The 21105-nt window shown below is 65.9% G+C and carries 20 protein-coding genes, 2 tRNA genes and 1 pseudogene; 14 read left to right on the forward strand and 9 right to left on the reverse strand.

Going from position 1 to position 21105, the window contains the following annotated elements:
* The 3 genes and pseudogenes from manB to AC5RVG_RS05445 form a co-directional block, all read left to right on the forward strand.
* Positions 1 to 467, forward strand: a pseudogene (manB, locus tag AC5RVG_RS05435) (phosphomannomutase/phosphoglucomutase); the annotation flags it as partial.
* A complete protein-coding gene (locus AC5RVG_RS05440) occupies positions 464 to 952 on the forward strand; it encodes a hypothetical protein (RefSeq protein WP_494002292.1) in 489 nt (162 codons plus the stop codon). The pseudogene manB and the gene AC5RVG_RS05440, both read left to right, overlap by 4 nt.
* A 62-nt stretch (positions 953 to 1014) precedes the next feature.
* On the forward strand, positions 1015 to 1464 hold the full coding sequence (locus AC5RVG_RS05445) for an RrF2 family transcriptional regulator (protein WP_494002291.1): 450 nt from the start codon (positions 1015 to 1017) through the stop codon (positions 1462 to 1464).
* A gap of 25 nt (positions 1465 to 1489) precedes the next feature.
* On the opposite strand, the gene AC5RVG_RS05450 is transcribed toward AC5RVG_RS05445, so the two are convergent.
* Positions 1490 to 2053: a hemerythrin domain-containing protein gene (locus tag AC5RVG_RS05450; protein WP_494002290.1), complete on the reverse strand. Its 564-nt coding sequence runs from the start codon at positions 2051 to 2053 to the stop codon at positions 1490 to 1492.
* Between the two features lie 231 nt (positions 2054 to 2284).
* Positions 2285 to 4123 (reverse strand): phosphoenolpyruvate carboxykinase (GTP), encoded by a 1839-nt coding sequence (locus tag AC5RVG_RS05455; protein ID WP_494013016.1) that lies wholly within the window; start codon positions 4121 to 4123, stop codon positions 2285 to 2287.
* A gap of 397 nt (positions 4124 to 4520) precedes the next feature.
* Here AC5RVG_RS05455 and AC5RVG_RS05460 point away from each other — a divergent pair.
* From AC5RVG_RS05460 to AC5RVG_RS05470, 3 genes are all read left to right on the forward strand, one after another.
* Positions 4521 to 4597, forward strand: a tRNA-Arg gene (locus AC5RVG_RS05460).
* Positions 4598 to 4909: 312 nt separating this feature from the next.
* Positions 4910 to 5800, forward strand: a complete 891-nt coding sequence (gene sigJ / locus AC5RVG_RS05465) for an RNA polymerase sigma factor SigJ (protein ID WP_494013017.1) — start codon at positions 4910 to 4912, stop codon at positions 5798 to 5800.
* A gap of 101 nt (positions 5801 to 5901) precedes the next feature.
* Positions 5902 to 6990 carry an NAD(P)-dependent alcohol dehydrogenase gene (locus tag AC5RVG_RS05470; RefSeq protein ID WP_494013018.1) on the forward strand — a complete coding sequence of 363 codons (1089 nt, stop codon included), beginning with the start codon at positions 5902 to 5904 and terminating at the stop codon, positions 6988 to 6990.
* A 66-nt stretch (positions 6991 to 7056) separates the two neighbouring features.
* On the opposite strand, the gene AC5RVG_RS05475 is transcribed toward AC5RVG_RS05470, so the two are convergent.
* The gene (locus AC5RVG_RS05475) at positions 7057 to 7578 is read right to left on the reverse strand and encodes a SixA phosphatase family protein (RefSeq protein WP_494013019.1); all 522 of its coding nucleotides are present in this window, start codon (positions 7576 to 7578) and stop codon (positions 7057 to 7059) included.
* Positions 7579 to 7633: 55 nt separating this feature from the next.
* On the opposite strand from AC5RVG_RS05475, the gene AC5RVG_RS05480 reads away from it, so the two are divergent.
* Positions 7634 to 9085, forward strand: coding sequence for a dihydrolipoyl dehydrogenase family protein (locus AC5RVG_RS05480; RefSeq protein WP_494013020.1), 1452 nt, complete (start codon positions 7634 to 7636; stop codon positions 9083 to 9085).
* A 26-nt stretch (positions 9086 to 9111) separates the two neighbouring features.
* Here AC5RVG_RS05480 and AC5RVG_RS05485 read toward each other — a convergent pair whose 3' ends face one another.
* A complete protein-coding gene (locus tag AC5RVG_RS05485; RefSeq protein WP_494013021.1) occupies positions 9112 to 9975 on the reverse strand; it encodes a winged helix-turn-helix domain-containing protein in 864 nt (287 codons plus the stop codon).
* A gap of 570 nt (positions 9976 to 10545) precedes the next feature.
* The gene (gene upp / locus AC5RVG_RS05490; protein WP_494002283.1) at positions 10546 to 11181 is read right to left on the reverse strand and encodes a uracil phosphoribosyltransferase; all 636 of its coding nucleotides are present in this window, start codon (positions 11179 to 11181) and stop codon (positions 10546 to 10548) included.
* 61 nt (positions 11182 to 11242) lie between these two features.
* Here upp and AC5RVG_RS05495 point away from each other — a divergent pair, with 61 nt between their 5' ends.
* Both AC5RVG_RS05495 and AC5RVG_RS05500 read left to right on the forward strand, forming a co-directional pair.
* Positions 11243 to 11722 (forward strand): nucleoside deaminase, encoded by a 480-nt coding sequence (locus AC5RVG_RS05495; RefSeq protein ID WP_494013022.1) that lies wholly within the window; start codon positions 11243 to 11245, stop codon positions 11720 to 11722.
* 60 nt (positions 11723 to 11782) lie between these two features.
* A tRNA-Ser gene (locus AC5RVG_RS05500) sits at positions 11783 to 11870 on the forward strand.
* A gap of 62 nt (positions 11871 to 11932) precedes the next feature.
* Here AC5RVG_RS05500 and AC5RVG_RS05505 read toward each other — a convergent pair.
* Together AC5RVG_RS05505 and AC5RVG_RS05510 are read right to left on the reverse strand one after the other, a co-directional pair.
* Positions 11933 to 13039, reverse strand: a complete 1107-nt coding sequence (locus AC5RVG_RS05505) for a site-specific integrase (RefSeq protein ID WP_494013023.1) — start codon at positions 13037 to 13039, stop codon at positions 11933 to 11935.
* Positions 13040 to 13045: 6 nt separating this feature from the next.
* Positions 13046 to 13648: a helix-turn-helix domain-containing protein gene (locus AC5RVG_RS05510; protein ID WP_494013024.1), complete on the reverse strand. Its 603-nt coding sequence runs from the start codon at positions 13646 to 13648 to the stop codon at positions 13046 to 13048.
* A 103-nt stretch (positions 13649 to 13751) separates the two neighbouring features.
* On the opposite strand from AC5RVG_RS05510, the gene AC5RVG_RS05515 reads away from it, so the two are divergent.
* The 5 genes from AC5RVG_RS05515 to AC5RVG_RS05535 all read left to right on the forward strand — a co-directional run bounded on the left by AC5RVG_RS05515 (position 13752) and on the right by AC5RVG_RS05535 (position 16590).
* Positions 13752 to 13955: a helix-turn-helix transcriptional regulator gene (locus AC5RVG_RS05515; protein WP_494013025.1), complete on the forward strand. Its 204-nt coding sequence runs from the start codon at positions 13752 to 13754 to the stop codon at positions 13953 to 13955.
* A gap of 130 nt (positions 13956 to 14085) precedes the next feature.
* The gene (locus tag AC5RVG_RS05520) at positions 14086 to 15495 is read left to right on the forward strand and encodes a DNA primase family protein (protein WP_494013026.1); all 1410 of its coding nucleotides are present in this window, start codon (positions 14086 to 14088) and stop codon (positions 15493 to 15495) included.
* Positions 15496 to 15603: 108 nt separating this feature from the next.
* A complete protein-coding gene (locus AC5RVG_RS05525; protein WP_494013027.1) occupies positions 15604 to 15879 on the forward strand; it encodes a hypothetical protein in 276 nt (91 codons plus the stop codon).
* A complete protein-coding gene (locus AC5RVG_RS05530) occupies positions 15876 to 16187 on the forward strand; it encodes a hypothetical protein (protein WP_494013028.1) in 312 nt (103 codons plus the stop codon). Before AC5RVG_RS05525 ends, AC5RVG_RS05530 begins: the two co-directional genes overlap by 4 nt.
* Positions 16188 to 16395: 208 nt before the next feature.
* Positions 16396 to 16590 (forward strand): hypothetical protein, encoded by a 195-nt coding sequence (locus tag AC5RVG_RS05535; RefSeq protein ID WP_494013029.1) that lies wholly within the window; start codon positions 16396 to 16398, stop codon positions 16588 to 16590.
* A gap of 1196 nt (positions 16591 to 17786) precedes the next feature.
* On the opposite strand, the gene AC5RVG_RS05540 is transcribed toward AC5RVG_RS05535, so the two are convergent.
* Positions 17787 to 18623, reverse strand: coding sequence for a pyruvate, water dikinase regulatory protein (locus tag AC5RVG_RS05540; RefSeq protein WP_494013030.1), 837 nt, complete (start codon positions 18621 to 18623; stop codon positions 17787 to 17789).
* A 9-nt stretch (positions 18624 to 18632) separates the two neighbouring features.
* Complete coding sequence (gene ppsA / locus AC5RVG_RS05545; protein WP_494013031.1) at positions 18633 to 21041, reverse strand: phosphoenolpyruvate synthase; 2409 nt, start codon at positions 21039 to 21041, stop codon at positions 18633 to 18635.
* Positions 21042 to 21105 lie beyond the last annotated feature (64 nt).

The raw sequence follows: 21105 nt of genomic DNA on the forward strand, positions 1-21105 counted from the left end.
AACACTCCGCGCACTACTACTTCCGCGACTTCTACAACGCCGACACCGGCATGCTCGCCGCCATGCACGTGCTCGCCGCCCTCGGCGAGCAGGACGCACCGCTGTCCAAGCTGGCCGCCGAATACGACCCCTACCACGCCACGGGCGAACTGAACTCCCAGGTCGAAGACAAGGACGCCGCGATCGCCCGCGTGCTGGCCGACTTCGCCCCCGCCCTCGCGTCCGACCCCGCCGCGGCCGGAACCGACACGACCGCCGCCAGCTGCCCGGCCCCCTACGCGGGCACCGGCGTGAGCGTGGACCGGCTCGACGGCACCACCGTGATCGCCGACGACGGCACCTGGTGGTTCAACCTCCGCCCCTCCAACACCGAACCCTTCCTGCGGCTGAACGCCGAGGCGACCAGCCCCGGCCTGCTCGACACCCTCCGCGGGCACGTCCTGGCCCGCGTCCGGGAAACAGCATGAGTGCCTCGTGGCGGGAGGGCATCCCCGCGGAGATCCTGGCCGATATCGACACGCTGTTCGGAACCGGGCTCGGGGTGGCGCAGGAACAGTTGACCGAGCACGGGGCGTTCCTGCCCGCGGCCCTGGTCACCACGCACGACGGCGGCTTGCGGCTCGTCGTCGTCTCCCCCGATGACCTGGACGCCGAAGCCGCCGAGGTCAACGTGGACGGCATGATCGAGGACCTGTACGCCACCCTGCGCCATGACCGCGCCGATTTCCGCGCCATCGCCGTGATCAGCGACATCTTCCTGCCCGAAGAGGACGCCGACGCGATCCAGATTGCCGTGGAGCACTCGGCCGGCATCGCGGTCTCGGCCATCCAGCCCTACCATCACGACGACGACGGCGCCTGGAGCTACCCGGACCCGTTCGTGGACCCGCAGGAACGCCTGGTCTGGCCCGACGAGGAACCCGACGCAGAAGCCGGGCCTCCCCGGGGCTGATCCGCCGGCGCACCGCGGAACGGCGGCAATTTCGGCCGCGCCGGACGGCTAAAATTGGCGGCATGCGTATCAATGCCTTCTCCGACGTGTGCCTGCGTGCACTGATGCTGCTGTCCGCGGCGCCGGAGGGCGAATTGATGACCACGCAGGCGGTCGCCGACGGCGTCGGCACCCCGTACAACCACGTCAGCAAGGCGGTGCTGAAGCTGCGCTCGCTCGGACTGGTCGAAGCGGTGCGCGGCCGCTCCGGCGGCATCCGGATCAGCGCCGCCGGACGGCTGGCGACGGTGGGCGGCCTGCTGCGGACCCTCGACGCGCGGGAGGATCTGGTGGATTGCGAGTCCGCCAGCGGCGACTGCCCGATGAACAACAACTGCGCGCTGCGTGGGGCGCTGCGCCGGGCCCGCGAGGCCTTTTACCGCGAACTAGATCCCCTCGTCGTGTCCTCGTTGCCACACCCGTCGCAGATGGAACCCGTCTTTTTGGCATTGCTGAACCGCCGCCCCGCGTGATCCGCGGCGGGCCACCACCACGGACTCAACCGGTCTGGCGGCCCGAGAGCTTGTCGCGCAGCCGGTCCACCATGCCGACGCCGGGGCCCAGGGTCTTGTGGAACAGCTCGGAGTGCGGGGCGCTGGGATGGGGCCTGGTCGGCGCGACTTTCTTGGCGTTCTGGACCTTTTCACCCAGCTCAACGAGCCGCTCCGGGGGGATGTGGGCGCGCAGCTTCGGGAACTGATCCGTCTCCTCGTCGTTGGCGTGGTGGCGCAACTGCCCTTCGAGTTCCCTGACCAGCTCCATGAAGGTGGGGTCGGAGGAGTCAACGTCCTCCATCCGCTTCATCAGCTGGACGATCTCATCGTGCTCCTTCTTGTCATGCTCAACCTCTTCCTTGCCGTTCGGCACGTGCTCTTCGATCGCGGGATAAACGAGCATCTCTTCCGCGACGGCGTGGCGCATCACCTCGGCGATGACGGTGTCGGCCAGGTCCCGGCGCTGGCCCGGGTCGGCGGTCTGCTCGATCTGGCTGAGCAGTTCAATCATTTCGCGGTGATCGGTCGTGAGGATATCGATGACATCCCCGCCCTGCGTATCGGCCATGACGCCCCTCCTTGGGTCGTTGCTCGTAAGCGTGCGTAGGAGGGCTCAACATACCAACGAGCGGCATTCGATTCCACGGTCCGAAGCGCTTTCGAGGTTGGGAGCGCGAAATCGGGGCAGCCGGTCTAGACCGGACGCGCGGTGTGGCCGCAGTTAAGCGGATGAGGCCCCCGCGCAAGTGCGCGGGGGCCTCATGTCGGGAGCCTGTGATGGCGTCCCGCCTTCAGTCACTCAGGCGAAGCGCGCCTGGAGCTGCTTGAGTTCGGCGTCCAGCTCATCGGGCAGGGAATCGCCGAACTGCGCGTACCATTCCTCAATGCCCTTGAGCTCTTCCTTCCACTCCGCCGGATCCACCTTGACGGCTTCTTCCACCTGAGCCTGGGTCATGTCCAGCCCGGTCAGGTCGATGGAGTCGCCGGTCGGGATGTAGCCGATCGGGGTTTCCGCGGCGTCCGCGGTGCCCTCGATGCGTTCGATGGCCCACTTGAGCACGCGGGAGTTCTCCCCGAAGCCCGGCCACGCGAAGCCGCCGTCTGCATTGCGGCGGAACCAGTTGACCAGGAATACCTTGGGGAGGCGGTCCGGGTTGGCCTTGCCCTCGATGGTGCCCCAGTGCTTGAGGTAGTCGCCGGCGTTGTAGCCGATGAACGGAAGCATGGCCATCGGGTCGCGGCGGACCACACCTACTTCGCCGGCGGCGGCGGCGGTGGTCTCCGACGACAGGGTGGAGCCCATGAAGATGCCGTTGGTCCATGAGCGGGCCTGGGTAACCAGCGGGATGGTGGTCTTGCGGCGCCCGCCGAAGAGGATCGCATGGATCTCCACACCGTCGGGGCTGTAGTACTCCTGGGCCAGCATGTCGATCTGTGAGATCGGCGTGCAGAAGCGCGAGTTCGGGTGCGCCGCCGGCCGGCCGGAGTCAGGCGTCCAGTCGTTGCCCTGCCAGTCGATGAGGTGATCGGGCACTTCGTCGGTCATGCCCTCCCACCAGACGCCGCCGTCATCGGTCAGCGCCACATTGGTGAAGATGGAGTTGCCCTTGGCGATGGCGCGCATGGCGTTGGGGTTGGTGCTCCAGCCTGTGCCCGGTGCGACGCCGAACAGGCCGTACTCGGGGTTCACACCGCGCAGTTCGCCCTCCTTGCCGATGCGCATCCAGTTGATGTCGTCGCCGAGGGTCTCGGCCTTCCAGCCCTCAATGGTCGGATCCAGCAGCGCAAGGTTGGTCTTGCCGCAGGCCGAGGGGAAGGCGGCCGCAATGTTGTACGCCTTCCCCTGCGGGCTGGTGAGCTTGAGGATCAGCATGTGCTCGGCCAGCCAGCCTTCGTCGCGGGCAATGACCGAGGCGATGCGCAGGGCGTAGCACTTCTTGCCGAGCAGCGCGTTGCCGCCGTAGCCGGAGCCGTAGGACCAGATGGACCGCTCCTCGGGGAAGTGCACGATCCACTTCTCCTCATTGCACGGCCAGACGACGTCGGCTTCCCCTGGTTCCAGCGGGGCGCCGACGGAATGCAGCGCGGGGACGAAGAAGGCGTCCTCTTGCTCCATCTTGCGCAGCACGTCCGTGCCGATGCGCGCCATAATGCGCATGGAGGCGACCACATAGGCCGAGTCGGTGATTTCAACGCCGTACTGCGGTTGTTCCGCGTCCAGAGGCCCCATGACAAAGGGGATCACGTACATGGTGCGTCCGCGCATGCTGCCGGCGAAGCGCTCCGTGAGGATCGACTTCATCTCCGCGGGGTCCATCCAGTTGTTGGTGAACCCTGCGTCTGCCTCCTTCTCGGAGCAGATGAAGGTCCGCTCTTCGACCCGGGCGACGTCCTTCGGGTCGGAGAAGCCGACGAAAGAGTTCGGGAACAGCTCCGGGTTCAGCGGCTTGAGCGTCCCGGCCTCGACCAGCTGGTCGGTCAGGAGGGCGTACTCCTCTTCGGAGCCGTCCACCCAATAGACAGAGTCGGGCTGCGTCAGCTCTGAAACTTCGGCAACCCAGGCCAGAAGCTTTGCGTGTGTAGTTGGGGCATCCATAAGTGTTTCCTCAAGAACCGGCTGACGCGTGATATCGCCCATGACTCATCCCTTTCCTGGGCCAGTGGTGTTTCTAGATGCTATGGGTCGATGGCTAGACCAGCGGGCTGTAGAAAAAGGAAAATAGGTCTGGCTAGATGGATAGAGCCCGGAAATTCGGGGTTTTTCGACGTGTCAAGGCCCACAGGTGTGATTAAGGTCATATAGACCGGTCTAGTTCATGTTTCCCCTTCAGGGGCTGCCCGACGTGGTTTCCCGCGATCAGCGGCCGCCCCGCGGGCCGGCGATGGCGACTCCTCTGGGTCAGGCAGACGGGCCGCGGGGGCGGCGCTCCCACAAGCAGCGATGCGCGGAATTCCGGGGCGGAGGCGGGCGGGGCTTCCTCGATTTGGCGACTGTCCGGCAAACACGCTACAGTTGTATCCGGCCGCGAGGCCAAGCGCCCATAGCTCAGCTGGATAGAGCGTCTGTCTACGGAACAGAAGGCCGGGGGTTCGAATCCCTCTGGGCGCACCAACGAAATGCAGTCCGGTCATCGACCGGGCTGCATTTTCTTTTCGGCATGTGCCGCCGTTCCAGCGGTTTTACCGGCTACTCCCCTCGCCGGGCTCCAGTGTCTCGACTTCGGATACTGGGAATTTCATCACCAAGGCGTGGACCCGGAGAAACTGCGGGAGGTTCCGCGCTGGCAGACCGGCTACCGTCTACACTCGGCTGGAGCGCGATGTGCTTGGTGTGTGGAGAACCAGCGGTCAAGGGTTTACGCCGCGTTAGGCCTAGGCCTGACCAGCCAGGGCTTCACGGAAACCTGCAGCGTAGGAGGTTGAGATGACGGCGACCCAGGCAAACCTGGCCGTGTTCCAGCAGCACCGCGGGCTGCTCTTTGGGGCGGCCTACCGCCTCCTGGGCAGCGCCGCCGACGCGGAGGACGTCCTGCAGGAGGCGTGGCTGCGGTTCTCCGACGTACCGCAGGACCATGTCCGGGAACCGCGCGCCTTCCTGCTGCGAACGGTAACCAATCTGGCGCTGAACCAGATCCGCGCCCAGCAGCGCCGCCGCGAAAATTACGTCGGGCCCTGGCTGCCCGAGCCGGTCAGTTCCCTGCCGGGTGCCCCGACCGCCATCGCGCCGGACGACGCCGCCGTGCTGGCCGACGATGTTTCGCTGGCCATGCTGGTGGTCTTGGAACAGCTCTCCCCCTTGGAGCGTGCGGCCTACATCCTGGGCGAGGTCTTCGGCTACCCGGCACCGGAGATTGCCCGGACGCTGGGCCGCTCGCCCGCGGCGGTGCGGCAACTGATCTCGCGTGCCCGCGGCCACGTCGCCAGCCGGCAAGCCAGGAACCAGGTGGATCCGGCCCTGCACCGGCGGATCAGCGAACAGTTCCTGGAGGCGGCCAACACCGGGGCCATCGAGCCTCTGCTGGGCCTGCTGGCCCCGGACGTTGTGCTGACCAGCGACGGCGGCGGACAGAAGACCTCGGCGCTGCGGCCCATCTTCGGGGTGGAGAAGGTGCTGCGCTTCCTGCTCGGCATCACCGGCAAGCCGGACGCCCCCTTCCACCTGCACGTCGCCGACGTCAACGGGCTGCCCGGGTTGGTGGCCGTTGACGCGGACGGTGCGGTGGACACGGTCGCCGGCTTCCGGATCGATGAGGGCTTGGTCCGCGAAATTTTCCTCATCCGGAACCCGGACAAGCTTGGCCGCATCCGCATCTAGCAGGTGCACTGACCCGGCCGTCATGAGACGGTTAAAACAGGAGTCCGAGCCATCGTGTGCGCTCCTGTTATGTGTTGGTCCCGTATTGAGGAGGAATACCCATGAAGGTCACCGCCGCCGTCGTACGCGAGACGGGCGCACCGCTTTCAGTCGAAGAACTGGAGCTCGCCGATCTCCGGCCCGACGAGGTGAGGGTCCGCATGGTCGCCACCGGCATCTGTCACACGGATTCGACCGCACGCGACGGGGCGTATCCCCTCCAATGGCCGGCGGTGCTAGGACACGAGGGCGCCGGCGTTGTGGAGGATGTGGGCATAGCGGTGACGAGCGTCAAGGCCGGTGACCACGTGGTGCTGGCGCCGGCATCGTGCGGTACGTGCAAGCAGTGCCGCCGCGGGGAGATGGCGTACTGCGAGCACTACATCGCCATCAATCTCAGTGGTCGCCGTACCGCGCTCTCGGCCGACGGTGAATCCGTGGCCTCCCACTTCTTCGGCCAGTCGTCCTTCTCGTCGTACGCAAACGTGCTGGAGCGCTGCGTGGTCAAGGTGGACCCCGACGTTCCGCTGGAGATGCTCGCCCCGCTGGGGTGCGGGCTGCAGACCGGTGCCGGGGCGGTGCTCAACGAGCTGCGGCCGGAGCCGGCCACATCGCTGGCGGTGATCGGCGCCGGAGCGGTCGGCTCGGCGGCGATCATGGCGGCCAAGATCGCCGGCTGCACGACGGTGATCGCGGTGGATCTGCACGACAACCGCCTGGAGACGGCCCTCGAACTCGGCGCCACCCACACCATTAACTCCGCCAAGACGGACATGGGCGAGGAACTGAACCGCATCACCGGCGGGAAGGGTGTGGACTACATCGTCGATACCACCTCCGTGCCCGCGGTGCTCAACCAGGCTGCGCGCGCGCTGGCCTTCCGCGGAACGCTCGTGGCCGTGGGCAACACGACCTTCGGCACCGAGGCACCGTTCGAGATCGGCGAGTCCCAGGTCAAGGGATGGACATTCACAATGAATGTTCAGGGCAGCTCGGTGTACCAGGTCTTCATCCCGCGCCTGATCGAGCTGTGGAAGCAGGGACGGTTTCCGTACGACAAGCTGGTCAAGACCTACCCCTTTGCCGACATCAACCAGGGGTTCGAGGATTCGGCCAGCGGTTCCACGATCAAGCCGATCCTCCTCTTCTAACCGGCTGACCGGCGGGATCCGCGCCCGGCTGAAACGCGTCCGCGCGAGGCGCCGGCCGGCCACGCGTCAGCGCAGCACCACGAAGTCGGTCACCGCGGCATCGCGCCCGTCCAACTCCGCCCAGCTCTTGCCGTGCTGCAGCACGGTCAGGCCCGAGGTCGGATAGTGGGTGGCCATGTCCACGACTGCCTCCTCGTCGGAATCCACCGACGCGAGCCGCATCGCCAGGTCCTGCACTGCCGGCATGTGGGCCACCACCAGCAGGGACGTAATCGTGTCGGGCAGCCGGTTGATCTCGGACAGGACCCGCACGGCCGGCGCATCGTAGAGTTCGTCGGACAGCATGGGAGTCGGCGCCTTCTCCCCCAGCTCGCTGCACACCCAGGTGCAGGTCTGGCGGGTCCGCAGTGCCGACGAGCACAGGATGAAGTCCGGGATGCAGTCGTGCTCCACCATCCACCGGCCGATCTGCGGTGCCTCGTCGTGGCCGCGCTGGGCCAGCGGCCGCTCGTGGTCCTCGACGCCCAGCGGCCACGCGGCCTTGGCGTGGCGCATAATCATCAGCTTCTTCAGGTGGTGGTCGTTCACACCACGAGTGTATGCGGCCCTTGTCAGCGCCTCCGCTCAATGCGAGGCTCGGGACATGGCAGAGCGGACCTTGGAAGCGGATGTCGTGGTACTCGGGGCCGGGGCGGTCGGCGAGAATGTGGCGGACCGGACCACCCGCGGCGGACTCAAAACCATCCTGGTGGAATCGGCGCTGGTCGGCGGCGAGTGTTCCTATTGGGCCTGCATGCCCTCCAAGGCCCTGCTGCGCCCGGGCACGGCCCTGCAGGCCGCGCGAAGCGTCAAGGGCGCGGCCGAAGCCGTGACCGGCGGCCTGGCGGCGGAGGCCGTGCTGGCCCGCCGCGATTCCTTCACCTCCGGCTGGGACGACGCCTCGCAGGTGGAGTGGGTGAAGGGCGCCGGCATCGAACTGGTCCGAGGCACCGCCCGGCTCAGCGGTCCGCGCGAAGTGACGGCAACGGACGACGACGGGACCCTGACCCGCATCACCGCACGCCACGCCGTCGTGCTGGCCACCGGTTCCTCCCCGAACGTGCCGCCACTGCCCGGGTTGGACGGCGTCGATTTCTGGGGAACCCGCGAAGCCACCGCCGCGCAGAAGGTTCCGGAGAGCCTGCTGGTGCTGGGCGGCGGCGTCTCCGGCTGCGAGCTCGCGCAGGCGTATGCCCGGCTGGGCACCGACGTCACCTTGGTGGCACGCGGAGACCTGCTGGCGAGCGTCCCCGAACCCGCGCGGCGGCTCGTGGAAGCCGGGCTGCGCCGCGACGGAGTGCGGCTCCGGCTCCACACGGCGTCGTCACGGGTGGCTGCGCACGACGGCGGCGTTAACCTCACCCTGACGGCTGCGGGTGCGGACGGGGAGACCGGTGCGGCGGACACCGTCACAGCCGAGAAGCTCCTGGTGTCCACCGGACGACGGCCGGCCCTCTCCGGCCTTGGCTTGGAGGAGCTGGGACAGGATCCGAAGCGGCTGCAGGTCGACGCCAGCGGACGCGTGGCCGGCGTCGACGGGGGCTGGCTGTATGCGGTAGGCGACGCCGCCGGCAAAGCCCAACTGACACACCAGGGCAAGTACCAAGCGCGGGCCACGGGGGACGCGATCGCCGCCCGGGCGGCCGGCGAGCTGGACGGCGACCCGGAAGCGTGGAGCCGCTTCGCCAGCACTGCCGACGACGCGGCGGTCCCCTCGGTGATCTTTACCGATCCGGAGGTCGCCGTCGTCGGTCTCACCGAAGAGCAGGCCCGGGAGCGCGGGCTCGCCGTGTCCGCCACCCAACTGCCGATCGCCGTCGCCGGCTCCTCGCTGTATGCCGACGGCTACCAGGGCTGGGCGCAGATGGTGGTGGACGAGGACCGCAAGGTCATCGTGGGCATGACGTTCGCCGGCCCCGGTGTCAGCGAGTTGCTGCACTCGGCGACCATCGCCGTCGTCGGCCAGGTCCCGCTGGACCGGCTCTGGCACGCGGTGCCCTCCTACCCCACCATCAGCGAAGTCTGGCTCCGCCTGCTCGAGGCTTACGGGCTGTAGCGCGGCGGGGCGAAGTCAGGCAGGACCTAGATGGAGTACTCCGGCGCGGCCCAGACCACTACTTCCGGGTGCTCGTAGAACCGGTAGCCCTGGCCGCGGACGGTGCGCACGGTGTTGGCCAGGCGGCCTAGCTTGGACCGGAGCCTGCGGATGTGCACGTCGATGGTGCGTTCGTTCGGGACTTCCTCGGCGTTCTTCCACAGCCCGGAGAGCAGCTCTTCGCGGCCGACGGTGCGGGTGGCGTTCTCCACGAGGTAGTTGAGCAGCTCGAATTCCTTGAACGTCAGGTTCAGGGTCTCCCCGTCCAGGTGCACCTCGCGGCGGGACAGATCGATCAGGACGCCGCTGGGACGGCTGGCGTGCGAGGCCGGCTGCGGCTGCCGCTGGATCTCCACGGCCGCGGTCCGCGGGCGGCGGCTGACGGTCGGATCGCCCAGGGCCTGGCGCACTACGTCAATGTTCTCGCCCGGGGCGTCGGCCGGCGCCAGTGCCACGGCCCCGTGGGTCTGGGCGTCGGGAGCCAGCGACTGCACGTAGGCGCGCACCTGGGAAGCCAGCTTGCTCAGCGTGGTCCCCTGGGCGGCGGCAGCCTCCTCGTCCAGGCCCACATAGAGAACGAACCCGCGGGCAACAGTGTCATTCGACACCGCCTGCGGACCGGGAATTCCATTGGGGGTGACCACGGGGGTGGGGGCAGTGGTCGGATGGGGGGCAGCGGCGTCGAACTGGCCGGGAACCGCACGCAGCACGCGGTAGGCCTGCTGCTCCCCCGGGTAAGACGGCTGCCCGGCGAACTGCGGGTTCTGCCCGGCTGCCTGTCGCTGCGCGGCTGCCGCACGGTTCTGGGCGTTGCGGACGGAGATGTGGACGTATCCGGATGAAACTGACATTAGAACCTCATGTGTGAAAATGGCCGTCATCACGGCGCGAATGCATGGGTATGCCCGCACGGGATGTGTTTCTGGCGCCCGCCATTGGACAGATGAATTGCCTGGAATAACTCGAGGGGTGGTGAGTTAGGCCTGCATTCGGCAACAGTCCGCCAGTGCGCCGGGATACGTCCCGTAACTGAAGGCTGCGGCTGCAGATGCTGTTGCGTTGTTGTTCACAACCATGAGTTTGGCGCGTAACAATGCCTACGTGCAAGTAATATAAGCCTGCTTGTCTCACATAGTGAGACGAACCAGCGCTTTTGTGCCACACATCACACCACGGGCGTGCATAAATATCAGACGAACACGGCTCTTGCGGGGCAACGATGAATAAATATGCATTGCTGCTTTTGCCTCGTGGCGAGGCGCACTAGATGCAAAGCACCGGCGTTTGCAAACCGTCCAAAATGTGGACACCCACTGGAACGTACCGGCCCCGATCTTAGGTCCGGCAGTTCCCGTGAGTGGTGCCCCTCGCCGGCTGGGTCAGCCGGCAGTTCCGTGAGTGGTGCCACCTCGCCGGCTGGTTCAGCCGGCAACGCCGTACAGCCGGTCCCCTGCGTCACCCAGGCCGGGCACGATGTAGGCCTTCTCATCCAGCCGCTCGTCGATGGACGCCACCACAATCGAGACGTTCTTGTCTTCGAGCTCATCGCGCAGGGCCTGCAGACCCTCCGGTGCCGCCAGCAGGCAGATGCAGGTGACGTCGGCGGCGCCTCGCGCGAAGAGGAACTTGATGGATTCGCGCAGCGTGCCGCCGGTGGCCAGCATGGGGTCGAGCACGAATACCTGACGGCCGGTGAGATCGGCCGGCAACCGCTCGGCGTACGTAATGATGTCCAGCGTTTCCTCGTTGCGCGCCATGCCCAAGAAGCCGACCTCGGCGGTCGGCACCAGCTTGGTCATGCCCTCGAGCATGCCGAGGCCCGCGCGCAGAATGGGCACCACCAGCGGGGTTGGTTTGGTGAAGGCGGTCCCGATGGTCCGGGTGACCGGGGTCTCGATTTCCACCGGCTCGGTGTGGACGTCGCGGGTGGCCTCGTAGGCGAGCAGGGTCACCAGTTCTTCGGTGAGTTGGCGGAATACGGGCGACGGAGTGGTCTTGTCGCGGAGAACGGTGAGTTTGTGGGCAACAAGGGGATGATCCACTTCGAGTACGCGCATTCCACAAAACTACCGGCAGCCGGATAGCAGGGACAAACATCGGGCCTGCCAGAATGATGGCATGGGCCCGATTGATCCGCAGCACCACCAGTGGATGGGTCTTGCCCTGGATCAGGCCCGGTTGGCCCTGGAGACCTCCGACGTGCCGATCGGTGCCCTGGTGATGGGGCCCGACGGCGCGGTTCTGGGTTCCGGACGCAACGAACGGGAGGCGCTGCACGACCCGACCGGCCATGCCGAAATGGTGGCCATTCGGGAGGCGGCCAGAAAGCTCGGCTCCTGGCGCCTGGAAGGCTGCACGCTGGTGGTCACGCTGGAGCCCTGCGCCATGTGCGCCGGCGCCATCGTGCTCGCCCGCATCCCGAAAGTTGTCTTCGGGGCGTGGGATGAGAAGGCCGGGGCGGCGGGCAGTGTTTTCGACATCCTGCGCGAACGCCGGCTGAACCACTGGGTGGAGGTCTACCCGGAGGTCCGCAGGGAGGAGTCGGCCGCCATGCTTCGCGAGTTCTTCGCGCAGCACCGCGGCGAACTCCCCCTCTGACTCAGGTGCCGACCGCGCCGTTTTGGGGCTCAAGCCAACAGCGGGTAAAGTTGACGCGTTGGTGACGTGTCCGAGCGGCCGAAGGTGCAACACTCGAAATGTTGTTTGGTGAAAGCCAACGTGGGTTCAAATCCCACCGTCACCGCCAACTTGAGAAGGCCCCGGATCCCTTTATTTGGAAGGAATCCGGGGCCTTCGCTTTGCCCTAAATCAGGCTCGTGGCAACAAAATGGCAACATCCGCCTGTGAAACAGCGTGATCGAGAGCCGCGGCGACGTCGTCAAGGTCGGCGTCGAACAGGTCCGCGTACGTGTCCAGCGTCAGCGCCGCGCTGCTGTGTCCAAGCATCCGCTGAACGACTTTGACGTGCGCTCCGGCCGCCACCGCAAAGCTGGCGGCCGAATGCCGCAGATCGTGCGGCGTGATCCTCGGCAGCCCGGCCCGGTGGACCGCGCCGGCAAACCATGAGTGGTTATCCTCGTGGATCCGCGCCGACCGCAGGTAGCCTCCGTGCTCCCCGGCGAACACCAGATCATCGCGGCCCTTGCCTTCGCACTGGCGGGCCAGCGGTTCGGCCAAAAACGCAGGGAACGGCACGGTCCGGCGCTGCCCGGACTTCGGCGTGCCGACCTCGATCACCCCGCCGACCTCGACCGCGTTCTCTTCAATCAGGATCCGGCGGCGCAGCATATCCAAGTGCCTTACCCGCAGCGCGACCGCCTCGCCCCAGCGCAGCCCGCAGTAGGCGAGGACCAGCACGAGGGCCGGATATTTGGCCCCTGCGGCCAGCGCGTGGACCTGCTGGTGCGACAAGTAGACGTGGGGCTTTTTGCCCTTCCTGGGCAGGTTCACGCCCCGCGCCGGGTTGGAATTGAGTCGGCGGTCCGACACCGCATCATCGAGCACGCCCGCCAATATCCCGTACGACCGGATCACCAGCGTGGCCGACTTGCCGGCCGACAGATCAGCTACCCAGGCCTGCACGGCGGTCTTGCGGACCTCCGCCACCGGCACGGATCCCCAGCGCGGCTCCACATGCAGCCGGTAGGTAATCTCCAGCGGCCGGTAACTGGAGGGCTTCAGCACCCCGGCCTTCCCAGCCAACCACGCCGGTCCAAGCTGGCCCACCGTGACCCGCGCAGCCCCGGCGTCGATGAACTCGCCTTTCGCCTTGCTGACCTCGATGCCGGCTAGGAACAGTTCAGCGTCCCGCTTGGTCTTGAACCCGCGCTTGCTCGTCTGCCGGTGGTCCGGCGTCCGGTACAGGCAGCGGTAGCGCCGCCCGGCTTTCGTCTCGTAGGCTTCCACGCTGGACACGATGGTTCACGCCTTCCTCAACTCGTCGGCCAAGCCCTCAAGGGCTGAGAGCCGTTGCACTATCTCCTGCGCGAAGGACTCGACGGCCCGGCCCTCCCAAATCCGCTTGACCTGTTCCAAGCCGGTCTCCGGCATCCCGTCCGGCCGGTTCCGCGCCGCGAAATCCTTTGGCCACTCGGACTCATCCGTCAGCGACCACCGGCCGTCCAGCCAGCGCCACAATTCCGCGGCGTCGACGGTTCCGGCTCCGGTAACCTCGACTTCCACCGGGACATCTTCCCCGTTCGGGAGGTCGATCCCGGCCTGTGCGGCGGCCTCAATTTTCTCCGCACGCTCCACCGCTTCGGCCCCGGTTGCCGGATCGAGCAGTAGCGAATTCGGCGTGGCACCCAGCGCCAAGGCCAGCCGGACGAGGTCGTCCACGTCGACGCGCCGGGTCCCCGACTCAATGGCTTGGATGGCGCTGCGGCTGAGGCCGGACTTCGCCGCAAGCTCGCCCTGGGACCAGCCGAGGCGTGCCCGGTAGGCACGGACGTTCTTGCGCACCTCCTCGCCGGACGGTCCGAGCGGCACGGTTCTGTCACGCGATGTGTTCTGATCTGTTGGCATAACCCAAACTTTATCGCCATCTTGTCAAATAAGCCAGCACCCTTTAGATTGGAGGGCATAGCCAACACGCTGCTGGAAACTCCGGCACCAGGAGGGAAACATCGTGGAAGAGAAGCTGCTTGCCCCGGAAGTCCTGGCTGACTTCCTCGGTAAGTCCAAGCAAGCCCTGGCGCAATGGCGATACATGGGCTTCGGCCCCCGGTACATCAAGGTCGGCCGCGAGGTCCGATACCGCCAGTCTGACGTAAACGCATGGCTGGAGGCACAGACGCGCCAAGGCACGGGAGAGGCCCGTGTAAACGCATGAACGCAAACGAAAGCCGCCGCCCGGGTGAAGGACCCGGACGGCGGCCCAAGAAGGAAGGCCCGCAAAGCACATCCACTCCCAGGGTACGTGACGTAGACCACCATGACCACGGTTTACAGGCGGTGGCAACATGAGCGCCGAAATTCCCTGGGCACCGGGTTTCGGCCCGGAATCCGGCAACACAACCAACTGGAACGACAAGGGGCTGCGCTCCCACCAGCGCATCGCCGTCCGGTTCACCCAACGGGCCAAAGGACGCGTTCTCTACGTCCACGGCACCGGATGGCATTTCTGGGACGGCCAACGCTGGGCACCGGACCACAGCGAAGCCCGCGTCAACCGGATCCTCACCGACCTGCTGCGCGACTGCTGGACCGAGGCCTACGGCGACAAGGAACTCCAGGCCGACGTGAAGGCCTGCATGACGGCGGCCGGATCCGCCGGCGTGCTCGACCTCGCGGCCCTGCACGACGGAATGTTCACGGCGGAAACCGACGTCGACCCGTACCTGCTGAACTGCGCGAACGGCACCCTGGATCTCCACACTCTGGAACTGCGGCCCCATGATCCCCGCGACTTCATCACGAAGGTCACCAGAGCCGCCTACGAGCCGGGAGCCAAGGGCACTGCCTGGGCTGGGTTCCTGAACTCGACCCTGCCGGACCCCGAGGTCCGCAGGTTCCTCCAGAGATACATCGGTCAGGCGCTTATCGGCGAGGTGCGCGAGCACAAAATGGCCATTGCCACCGGCTCCGGTCGGAACGGCAAGACGACGTTCACCGAGGCCGTGTCCAAGTCCTTGGGCGACTACGCGGTCACCGCGTCGAATGAACTGCTGATCGAGGGCCGCTACGGCCACAAGTCAGCTGGCGAACTCGCCGCCCACATGGTCCTCCGCGGCGCACGCTTGGCAGTCATGTCGGAGATCGCCAAGGGTGCCCGGATGAACGAGGCCACGATGAAGACGCTGACCGGCGGCGACAAGATCACCGCCAAGCTCATGGCGCGTAACTGGGTATCGTTCGATCCGTCCCACAGCTTCCTGCTGCTGACCAACGACCTGCCGGCCATCGACGCCACGGCCACAGCGGCCTGGTCCCGCGTCCGCGTCGTGCCCTTCAATGAGTGCTTCGAGGGCCGCGAGGACAAGTCCCTGCCCGACCGGCTCGAAGCCGAAGCCGACGCGATCCTCACCTGGGCCGTCGAAGGTCTCACTGCCTACCGGGAGCAGGGACTCAACGATCCGGCTCCCGTCCGGGTCGTCACCGACCAGTACCGCAGCGACAATGACCCGTTCGCCAGCTTCCTCGAAGAACGCTGCACCCTCGGGCCGGCCCAGCATGTTGCCAAGGGGAAGCTGGCCGGCGCGTACAACGAATGGGCGAGGGAAAACGGCGAAGCGCCCATGTCAACCAAGGCCCTGAACGCACGCGTCAGAAGCCTCCCGAAGGTCACCGAACCCCGGACCAATACCTCCCGCGGATGGCAAGGAATAGGCCTTAAACCCGAGCTTGAAGAGGACGATCCGCCGGGAGGGTGACACATGGTGACGGATTTCCCCATCGGTTCTCGCGGAAATCGTTTCTAGGGAATCTCTAGGGAAATGCGTCACCAAGTGTCACCGGCCTATCGAAAAGGAGCAGATTCCATGCCCAGCAGCCCGATCCCCAAGGCCCGTGTGGTCGGCGTACGCGTCGTGCGGGGCGTGCGGATCATCGAAGTCGAGTGCCCGTTCTGCCGCGAGATCCATGCCCACGGTTGGCCTCCCGGCGGCCCTCCGGGACACAGGATCAGCCACTGCATAACCAGCCGGTTCGGCCGGTGGCGACACCGGAAACCACCCCTTCCGCCCGAGGAAGTCCTGGGCCGCGGGTACGACATTCCCGATCCCACCACTGAAGAACAAGAAGGAAAGAAGTCATGACCCATCCCAGCCAGAACCGGCACCCTGAGTCGGTGGATCCACCCCACCCGTACGAATCCCTCGAAGAGTTCCTGCACAGCCGGGATAGCTGGCTGGAGATACGCGTCGTGCCTGGCCCCTATGACGGCGGCTACGACATCGCCCTCATTCTGGACGGCCACTACGCTGGACCGCTCCCGGCGAGGTACGGCGTCGAACCGTTGTGGAGCGGCCCCGTACCGATGGCGGAATGGTTTACCGAACAACTCCGGCAGCGCGGTCTCCCCGTCCGCTACACACCCCCCGCTGTGCCCGAGAGGGAACCATGAAGAAGAAGCTGATGCCCTCCCAGTGTCGGTACTGCGCCCCTATCCGGCGCGACCTCAGCATGATGTCGGGGGCCGAGGAATTTGCACACCACCCCGGGTGTCCCAAGCGCCCCGGGAGGCGTAAGCGCACCACCTCCCGTCCTGAAGACCAGTCCACCACGCCGGCAAGGAGGACACCGTGACGCCTGGCACCCACCACCACGTACCGATGGCCGAGCAACTGGCCGATCTGAGGGTGGAGCTTGCCCTGCTCTCAGGGTTGGCGCAGGAGGCGCAGGCAGCACTCAGGTGTTACGAGCACGGCAGCAGAACCAGCGGTGACGAGTTCGACGTGCTGAAGAACCACGTCGAACAACTCGTGAACAAGCTGATTTCGGCTTGTTCAGAACGGGAAAACGCATGAAATCGGCACCAAAGTGCACAGTTTTCCCCTTGTGCGCGCAAAAGCCGCAGAAGCTCGTCAGAACGCCTCAAAACGCTTCGGACGAACCAACAGCCACGACGTCGCTGCCGTTAACCCAGGGATGCCGCGACGCCTCGCGCTGCTGCCGGTCTGAAGGGACCAGGGGGGTCGAAATCTTAAAAGTTTTCCAACGGGACGGCGGCGCAGGTAACAGCATCCGTCGAGTCGCATTTGAAAAATTGACCCTACTACCGCCAGCACAAGGAATGCAGGAAAATGGCTAGAAGAGCGTTATTCGTATGCAGCAGGTGTAACCTCTGGCTGCGCCGACCGGTATGGAGCGAAGAAAGAGCCCGAGCACTGCGCTGGCAGAAGGCCACGGATTCCGTCACTGCGTACGCTCTTTAGATGGCCGTTCTTGAAGAGGAGCGCAAGCAGATGACTGCAGACGACTGGAATTTCCTCGAATAGGACTCGACCCGCATTATGCGGGACCAGGGAGTACATAACGCTGTCTTTGGATGGCGGTGAGGTGTTCGCTTTTACGCTCCGTAATTCAGTGAGTTCAGCACGACCGCTTCAGGGGGTTCTGTAAAACGCCTCCTGCACGAATCGTTAACCAGCATCGCCTGACGCTGGTGCTAGCGACGGCGGGGTTGGACAAGACGACCGCTGTCGTGACCACAGCCCGCTGCCTGGGTCGGCCTCTCATCTAGGTCCGCCTCGATCGCTCGGACTCCGAGCAGCACGTCGGTTGTTGCCGACCCACTTCTCGCTCGAACTTCCGCGCCTGAGGTTGCCGCGCCTACTCGCGGAACCCTGCCAATGCTCCCGGCAGCGCCTCGAGCGACAGAATCATGATCTGGCACAGCCCCAGACAACGATTTTCAATGACCAACTCTCGTCAGGCGTCCCCGCGGTCGCTCAAGCCGGTCCCCATTGCGCCTCTACGATCTGACGAATGTGCATTCGGCTGGATGGCGGCAGCTCCCTAAGCGAAGCTCTATCGCAGCTCATTAGTTCCGGCTGGAGTACTGCGTTTATTCGGTCGTCAACGCAACTCGGTTGTCATACTCACGGTTATCGGCGTTTGCCTCATCAGGCTGTAACTCTGCCATTTCTGCGGAAACCGAGCCACCCGGGCGGCACGAGACAGCTCCGGTAGTCCTGGCCGGCCGACAATAGATTGCCAATGCTTACAGTTTCATCTGTTGGAGGATAGTGGCGGAGATTTCCTCGACTGACATGGATGCCGAGTTCACGTACGGGATTCGGTTGACCTCGTATAGGTCCTCGGCGTTGCGCAGTTCCCAGCTGCACTGGGACAACGAGGAGTAGGTGCTGTCCGGCCGGCGCTCCTGGCGGATTTGGCTCAGCCGGACCGGCAGGGAGGTCAGGCCGAAGCATTTGCGGGCGAAGGCGCGCAGCGGTTCCGGCAGGGCCCGGCTGGTGAAGTCCTCGTCGATCAGCGGGAAGTTGGCGGCCAGGATGCCGTGCTGCAGCGCCAAGTACATTGTCGTCGGGGTTTTGCCGCACCGCGAGGGGGCGATCAGGATCAGCTCCGCCCGTTCCAGGGCGCGGATGGACTGCCCGTCGTCGTGCTCGATGGCGTACTCGACAGCGGTCATGCGTGACTGGTAGCGGATGGCGTCGCCAAGGCCGTGGGCCTTGCCAGGTTCCGCGCTGGCCGTGGTCTGCAGGACGTCCTCCAGCTGGGCGATGTGGGCGCCGAGCAGGTCGATGAAGTGCCCGCTGTTCTGCGAGAGGAGCGCCCGGATCTCCGGATTTACCACCGTGGAGAAGACGATCGGCCGCCTGCCTACCGCGGCGACGGCGTCGATGGCCTTCACCACGTTTTCCGCTTCCCCGGCAGAGGTGATGAAGGGAATGGTGCGGCGTTCGAACCGGTGGCCGGGAAACTGGGTCAGCAAGGTATTGCCCAGAGTCTCGGCGGTGATGCCGGTGCTGTCCGATAGGAAGAACACCGCGGGGGCGGGATGCTGTCCGGCCCCCGCGGTGTCCTGCCTCTGCATGTCGGTCACTCAGACCGCGGAGCGGTTGCCGGCCTTCGCGAGGCGCAGCCAGGTGTCGGTCACGGCGTCGGGGTTGAGTGAGATCGAGCTGATGCCCTGCTCCAGCAGCCATTCGGCGAAGTCCGGGTGGTCGCTGGGGCCCTGGCCGCAGATGCCCACGTACCTGCCGCGGGCGCGGCAGGCGGAGATGGCCATTTCCAGGAGCTTGGTGACCGCCGGGTTGCGTTCGTCGAATGCCCCGGCGACCAGCGCCGAGTCCCGGTCCAGACCGAGGGTGAGCTGGGTAAGGTCGTTGGAGCCGATGGAGAAGCCGTCGAAGTACTCCAGAAACGAATCGGCCAGCAAGGCGTTGGCGGGCAGCTCGCACATCATGATGATCTCCAGGCCGTCCTCGCCGCGGCTCAGCCCGTTGGCGGCGAGCAGTTCGGTCACGCCGCGCGCCTCGTCCAAGGTGCGCACGAAGGGGACCATGAGCTTGATGTTGGTCAGGCCCATCTCGCTGCGGGCGAATTTCAGTGCCTCGCACTCGAGCTCGAAGGCCTGTCGGAATGAGTCCGAGAGGTACCGGGAGGCTCCCCGGTAGCCGATCATGGGGTTCTCTTCGGCCGGCTCGAAGGCGGGACCGCCGAGCAGGTTGGCGTATTCGTTGGACTTGAAATCCGAGAGCCGGATGATCACCGGTTCCGGGGCGAAGGCCGCGGCGATGGTGGCAATGCCCTCGGCCAGGCGCCTCACGTAGTAGTCCCGCGGCCCGTCATAGGCGGCGATCTTTTCCCGGATCTGCTGCACCGTGTCGTCCGAGAGCGTGGCCGGACGCTCAATCTCGCCGGCGACGGCCAGCAGCGCGTTGGGATGAATGCCGATCTGACGGTTGATGATAAATTCCAAGCGGGCCAGCCCGACACCGCTGTGCGGGAGCCGGGAAAAGCTGAAGGCCTGTTCGGGGGTACCGACATTCATCATGATCTTCACCGGTGCCGGCGGCAGCGTGTCCAGGCTAGTCTCCTGCAGTGAGTAATCGAGCAGGCCCTCGTAGACGAAGCCGGCCTCACCCTCGGCGCAGGAGACGGTCACCGGCGCACCGTCGGCCAGGACCTTTGAGGCGTTCCCGGTGCCGACTACGGCCGGGACGCCCAGTTCCCGGGCGATGATGGCCGCATGGCAGGTACGCCCGCCGCGGTCGGTGACGATGGCGGCGGCCTTCTTCATGATCGGTTCCCAATCCGGATCGGTCATGTTTGCCACCAGGACATCGCCGGGCTGGAACGAGGTCATCTGGTCGATCGAGGTCAGCACGCGGACCTGGCCGGCACCGATGCGCTGGCCGATGGCCCGGCCCTTGGCTAGGACCGCCGAGCGCTCGTTCAGCGTGTAGCGGGAGACGGTGCCCGTGGCCCTGCGGGACTCGACGGTCTCGGGCCGGGCCTGCAGGATGTATAGTTCCCCGTCCACCCCGTCCTTGCCCCATTCGATGTCCATGGGCCGGCCGTAGTGGGCCTCGATCGCCACCGCATGCCGGGCCAGCTGCTGAACTTCCTCGTCCGTGAGACTGAAGCGGCATCGCTGCGCCGGGGGCACGGGCACAAAATCGACGGTCCGGCCGACCTCCCGGGACTCGGTGTAGGTCATCTGCACGGCCTTCTCGCCCAGCCCGCGCTTAAGGATCGCCGGGCGGCCCGCGGCCAGGGCAGGCTTGTGAACGTAGAACTCGTCCGGATTCACGGCGCCTTGGACCACCGATTCGCCCAGACCGTAGGAGGAGGTGATGAACACCGCGTCGGTGAACCCTGACTCGGTGTCCATCGTGAACATGACGCCGGAGGCGCCGAGGTCGGAGCGGACCATGCGCTGGATACCCGCCGAAAGGGCGACCTCGGAGTGCGTAAAGCCGTGGTGAACCCGGTAGGCGATGGCCCGGTCGTTGTAGAGCGAGGCAAAGACGTCCTTGATCGCCCGCAGGACATTCTCCACACCCCGGATGTTCAAAAAGGTCTCCTGCTGGCCGGCGAAGGAGGCGTCGGGCAGGTCCTCGGCCGTGGCGCTGGAGCGCACCGCCCAGGAAACCTCTGCATCCCCGCCGTGCTTATCGGTCAGCGCGGCGTAAGCGGTGCGGATCTGCTTCTCGAAACCGGCCGGGAACGGGGTCTGGACGATATGGTCCCGGATCTGCGTCCCTGCCTGCGCCAAGGCTTCTACGTTGTCGCTGTCCAGGCCCTCGAGGATCCCCGCGATGCGCCTGTCAAGGCCGGACTCACGCAGGAAGCGCCAGTAGGCGTCCGCCGTCGTGGCAAAACCGTCCGGGACCCTGACCCCGGCCCTGCTCAGGCTGCGGATCATCTCGCCAAGCGAGGCGTTTTTGCCCCCGACCTGGTCAAGGTCGTTCAGGCCAAGTTCGGAAAACCAAAGGACGTCGGTCATAAGTGGTGCTCCTTGTGGGGCCGCTTATAAAAGCGCGGTGGACAAAACATGTTGATGCCCAAGG

The organism is Arthrobacter senegalensis (assembly GCF_059091765.1).

What these genes read in the sequence shown, in the direction of transcription:
- AC5RVG_RS05520 (WP_494013026.1), top strand. Translation starts at nt 14,086, where the DNA reads ATGAGCGCCGAAATTCCCTGGGCACCGGGTTTCGGCCCGGAATCCGGC.
- AC5RVG_RS05485 (WP_494013021.1), bottom strand. Translation starts at nt 9,975, where the DNA reads ATGTCAGTTTCATCCGGATACGTCCACATCTCCGTCCGCAACGCCCAG.
- AC5RVG_RS05455 (WP_494013016.1), bottom strand. Translation starts at nt 4,123, where the DNA reads ATGGGCGATATCACGCGTCAGCCGGTTCTTGAGGAAACACTTATGGAT.
- AC5RVG_RS05470 (WP_494013018.1), top strand. Translation starts at nt 5,902, where the DNA reads ATGAAGGTCACCGCCGCCGTCGTACGCGAGACGGGCGCACCGCTTTCA.
- AC5RVG_RS05510 (WP_494013024.1), bottom strand. Translation starts at nt 13,648, where the DNA reads ATGCCAACAGATCAGAACACATCGCGTGACAGAACCGTGCCGCTCGGA.
- AC5RVG_RS05540 (WP_494013030.1), bottom strand. Translation starts at nt 18,623, where the DNA reads ATGCAGAGGCAGGACACCGCGGGGGCCGGACAGCATCCCGCCCCCGCG.
- AC5RVG_RS05440 (WP_494002292.1), top strand. Translation starts at nt 464, where the DNA reads ATGAGTGCCTCGTGGCGGGAGGGCATCCCCGCGGAGATCCTGGCCGAT.
- AC5RVG_RS05495 (WP_494013022.1), top strand. Translation starts at nt 11,243, where the DNA reads ATGGGCCCGATTGATCCGCAGCACCACCAGTGGATGGGTCTTGCCCTG.
- AC5RVG_RS05535 (WP_494013029.1), top strand. Translation starts at nt 16,396, where the DNA reads ATGGCCGAGCAACTGGCCGATCTGAGGGTGGAGCTTGCCCTGCTCTCA.
- AC5RVG_RS05530 (WP_494013028.1), top strand. Translation starts at nt 15,876, where the DNA reads ATGACCCATCCCAGCCAGAACCGGCACCCTGAGTCGGTGGATCCACCC.
- AC5RVG_RS05525 (WP_494013027.1), top strand. Translation starts at nt 15,604, where the DNA reads ATGCCCAGCAGCCCGATCCCCAAGGCCCGTGTGGTCGGCGTACGCGTC.
- sigJ (WP_494013017.1), top strand. Translation starts at nt 4,910, where the DNA reads ATGACGGCGACCCAGGCAAACCTGGCCGTGTTCCAGCAGCACCGCGGG.
- AC5RVG_RS05480 (WP_494013020.1), top strand. Translation starts at nt 7,634, where the DNA reads ATGGCAGAGCGGACCTTGGAAGCGGATGTCGTGGTACTCGGGGCCGGG.
- ppsA (WP_494013031.1), bottom strand. Translation starts at nt 21,041, where the DNA reads ATGACCGACGTCCTTTGGTTTTCCGAACTTGGCCTGAACGACCTTGAC.
- AC5RVG_RS05450 (WP_494002290.1), bottom strand. Translation starts at nt 2,053, where the DNA reads ATGGCCGATACGCAGGGCGGGGATGTCATCGATATCCTCACGACCGAT.
- AC5RVG_RS05445 (WP_494002291.1), top strand. Translation starts at nt 1,015, where the DNA reads ATGCGTATCAATGCCTTCTCCGACGTGTGCCTGCGTGCACTGATGCTG.
- upp (WP_494002283.1), bottom strand. Translation starts at nt 11,181, where the DNA reads ATGCGCGTACTCGAAGTGGATCATCCCCTTGTTGCCCACAAACTCACC.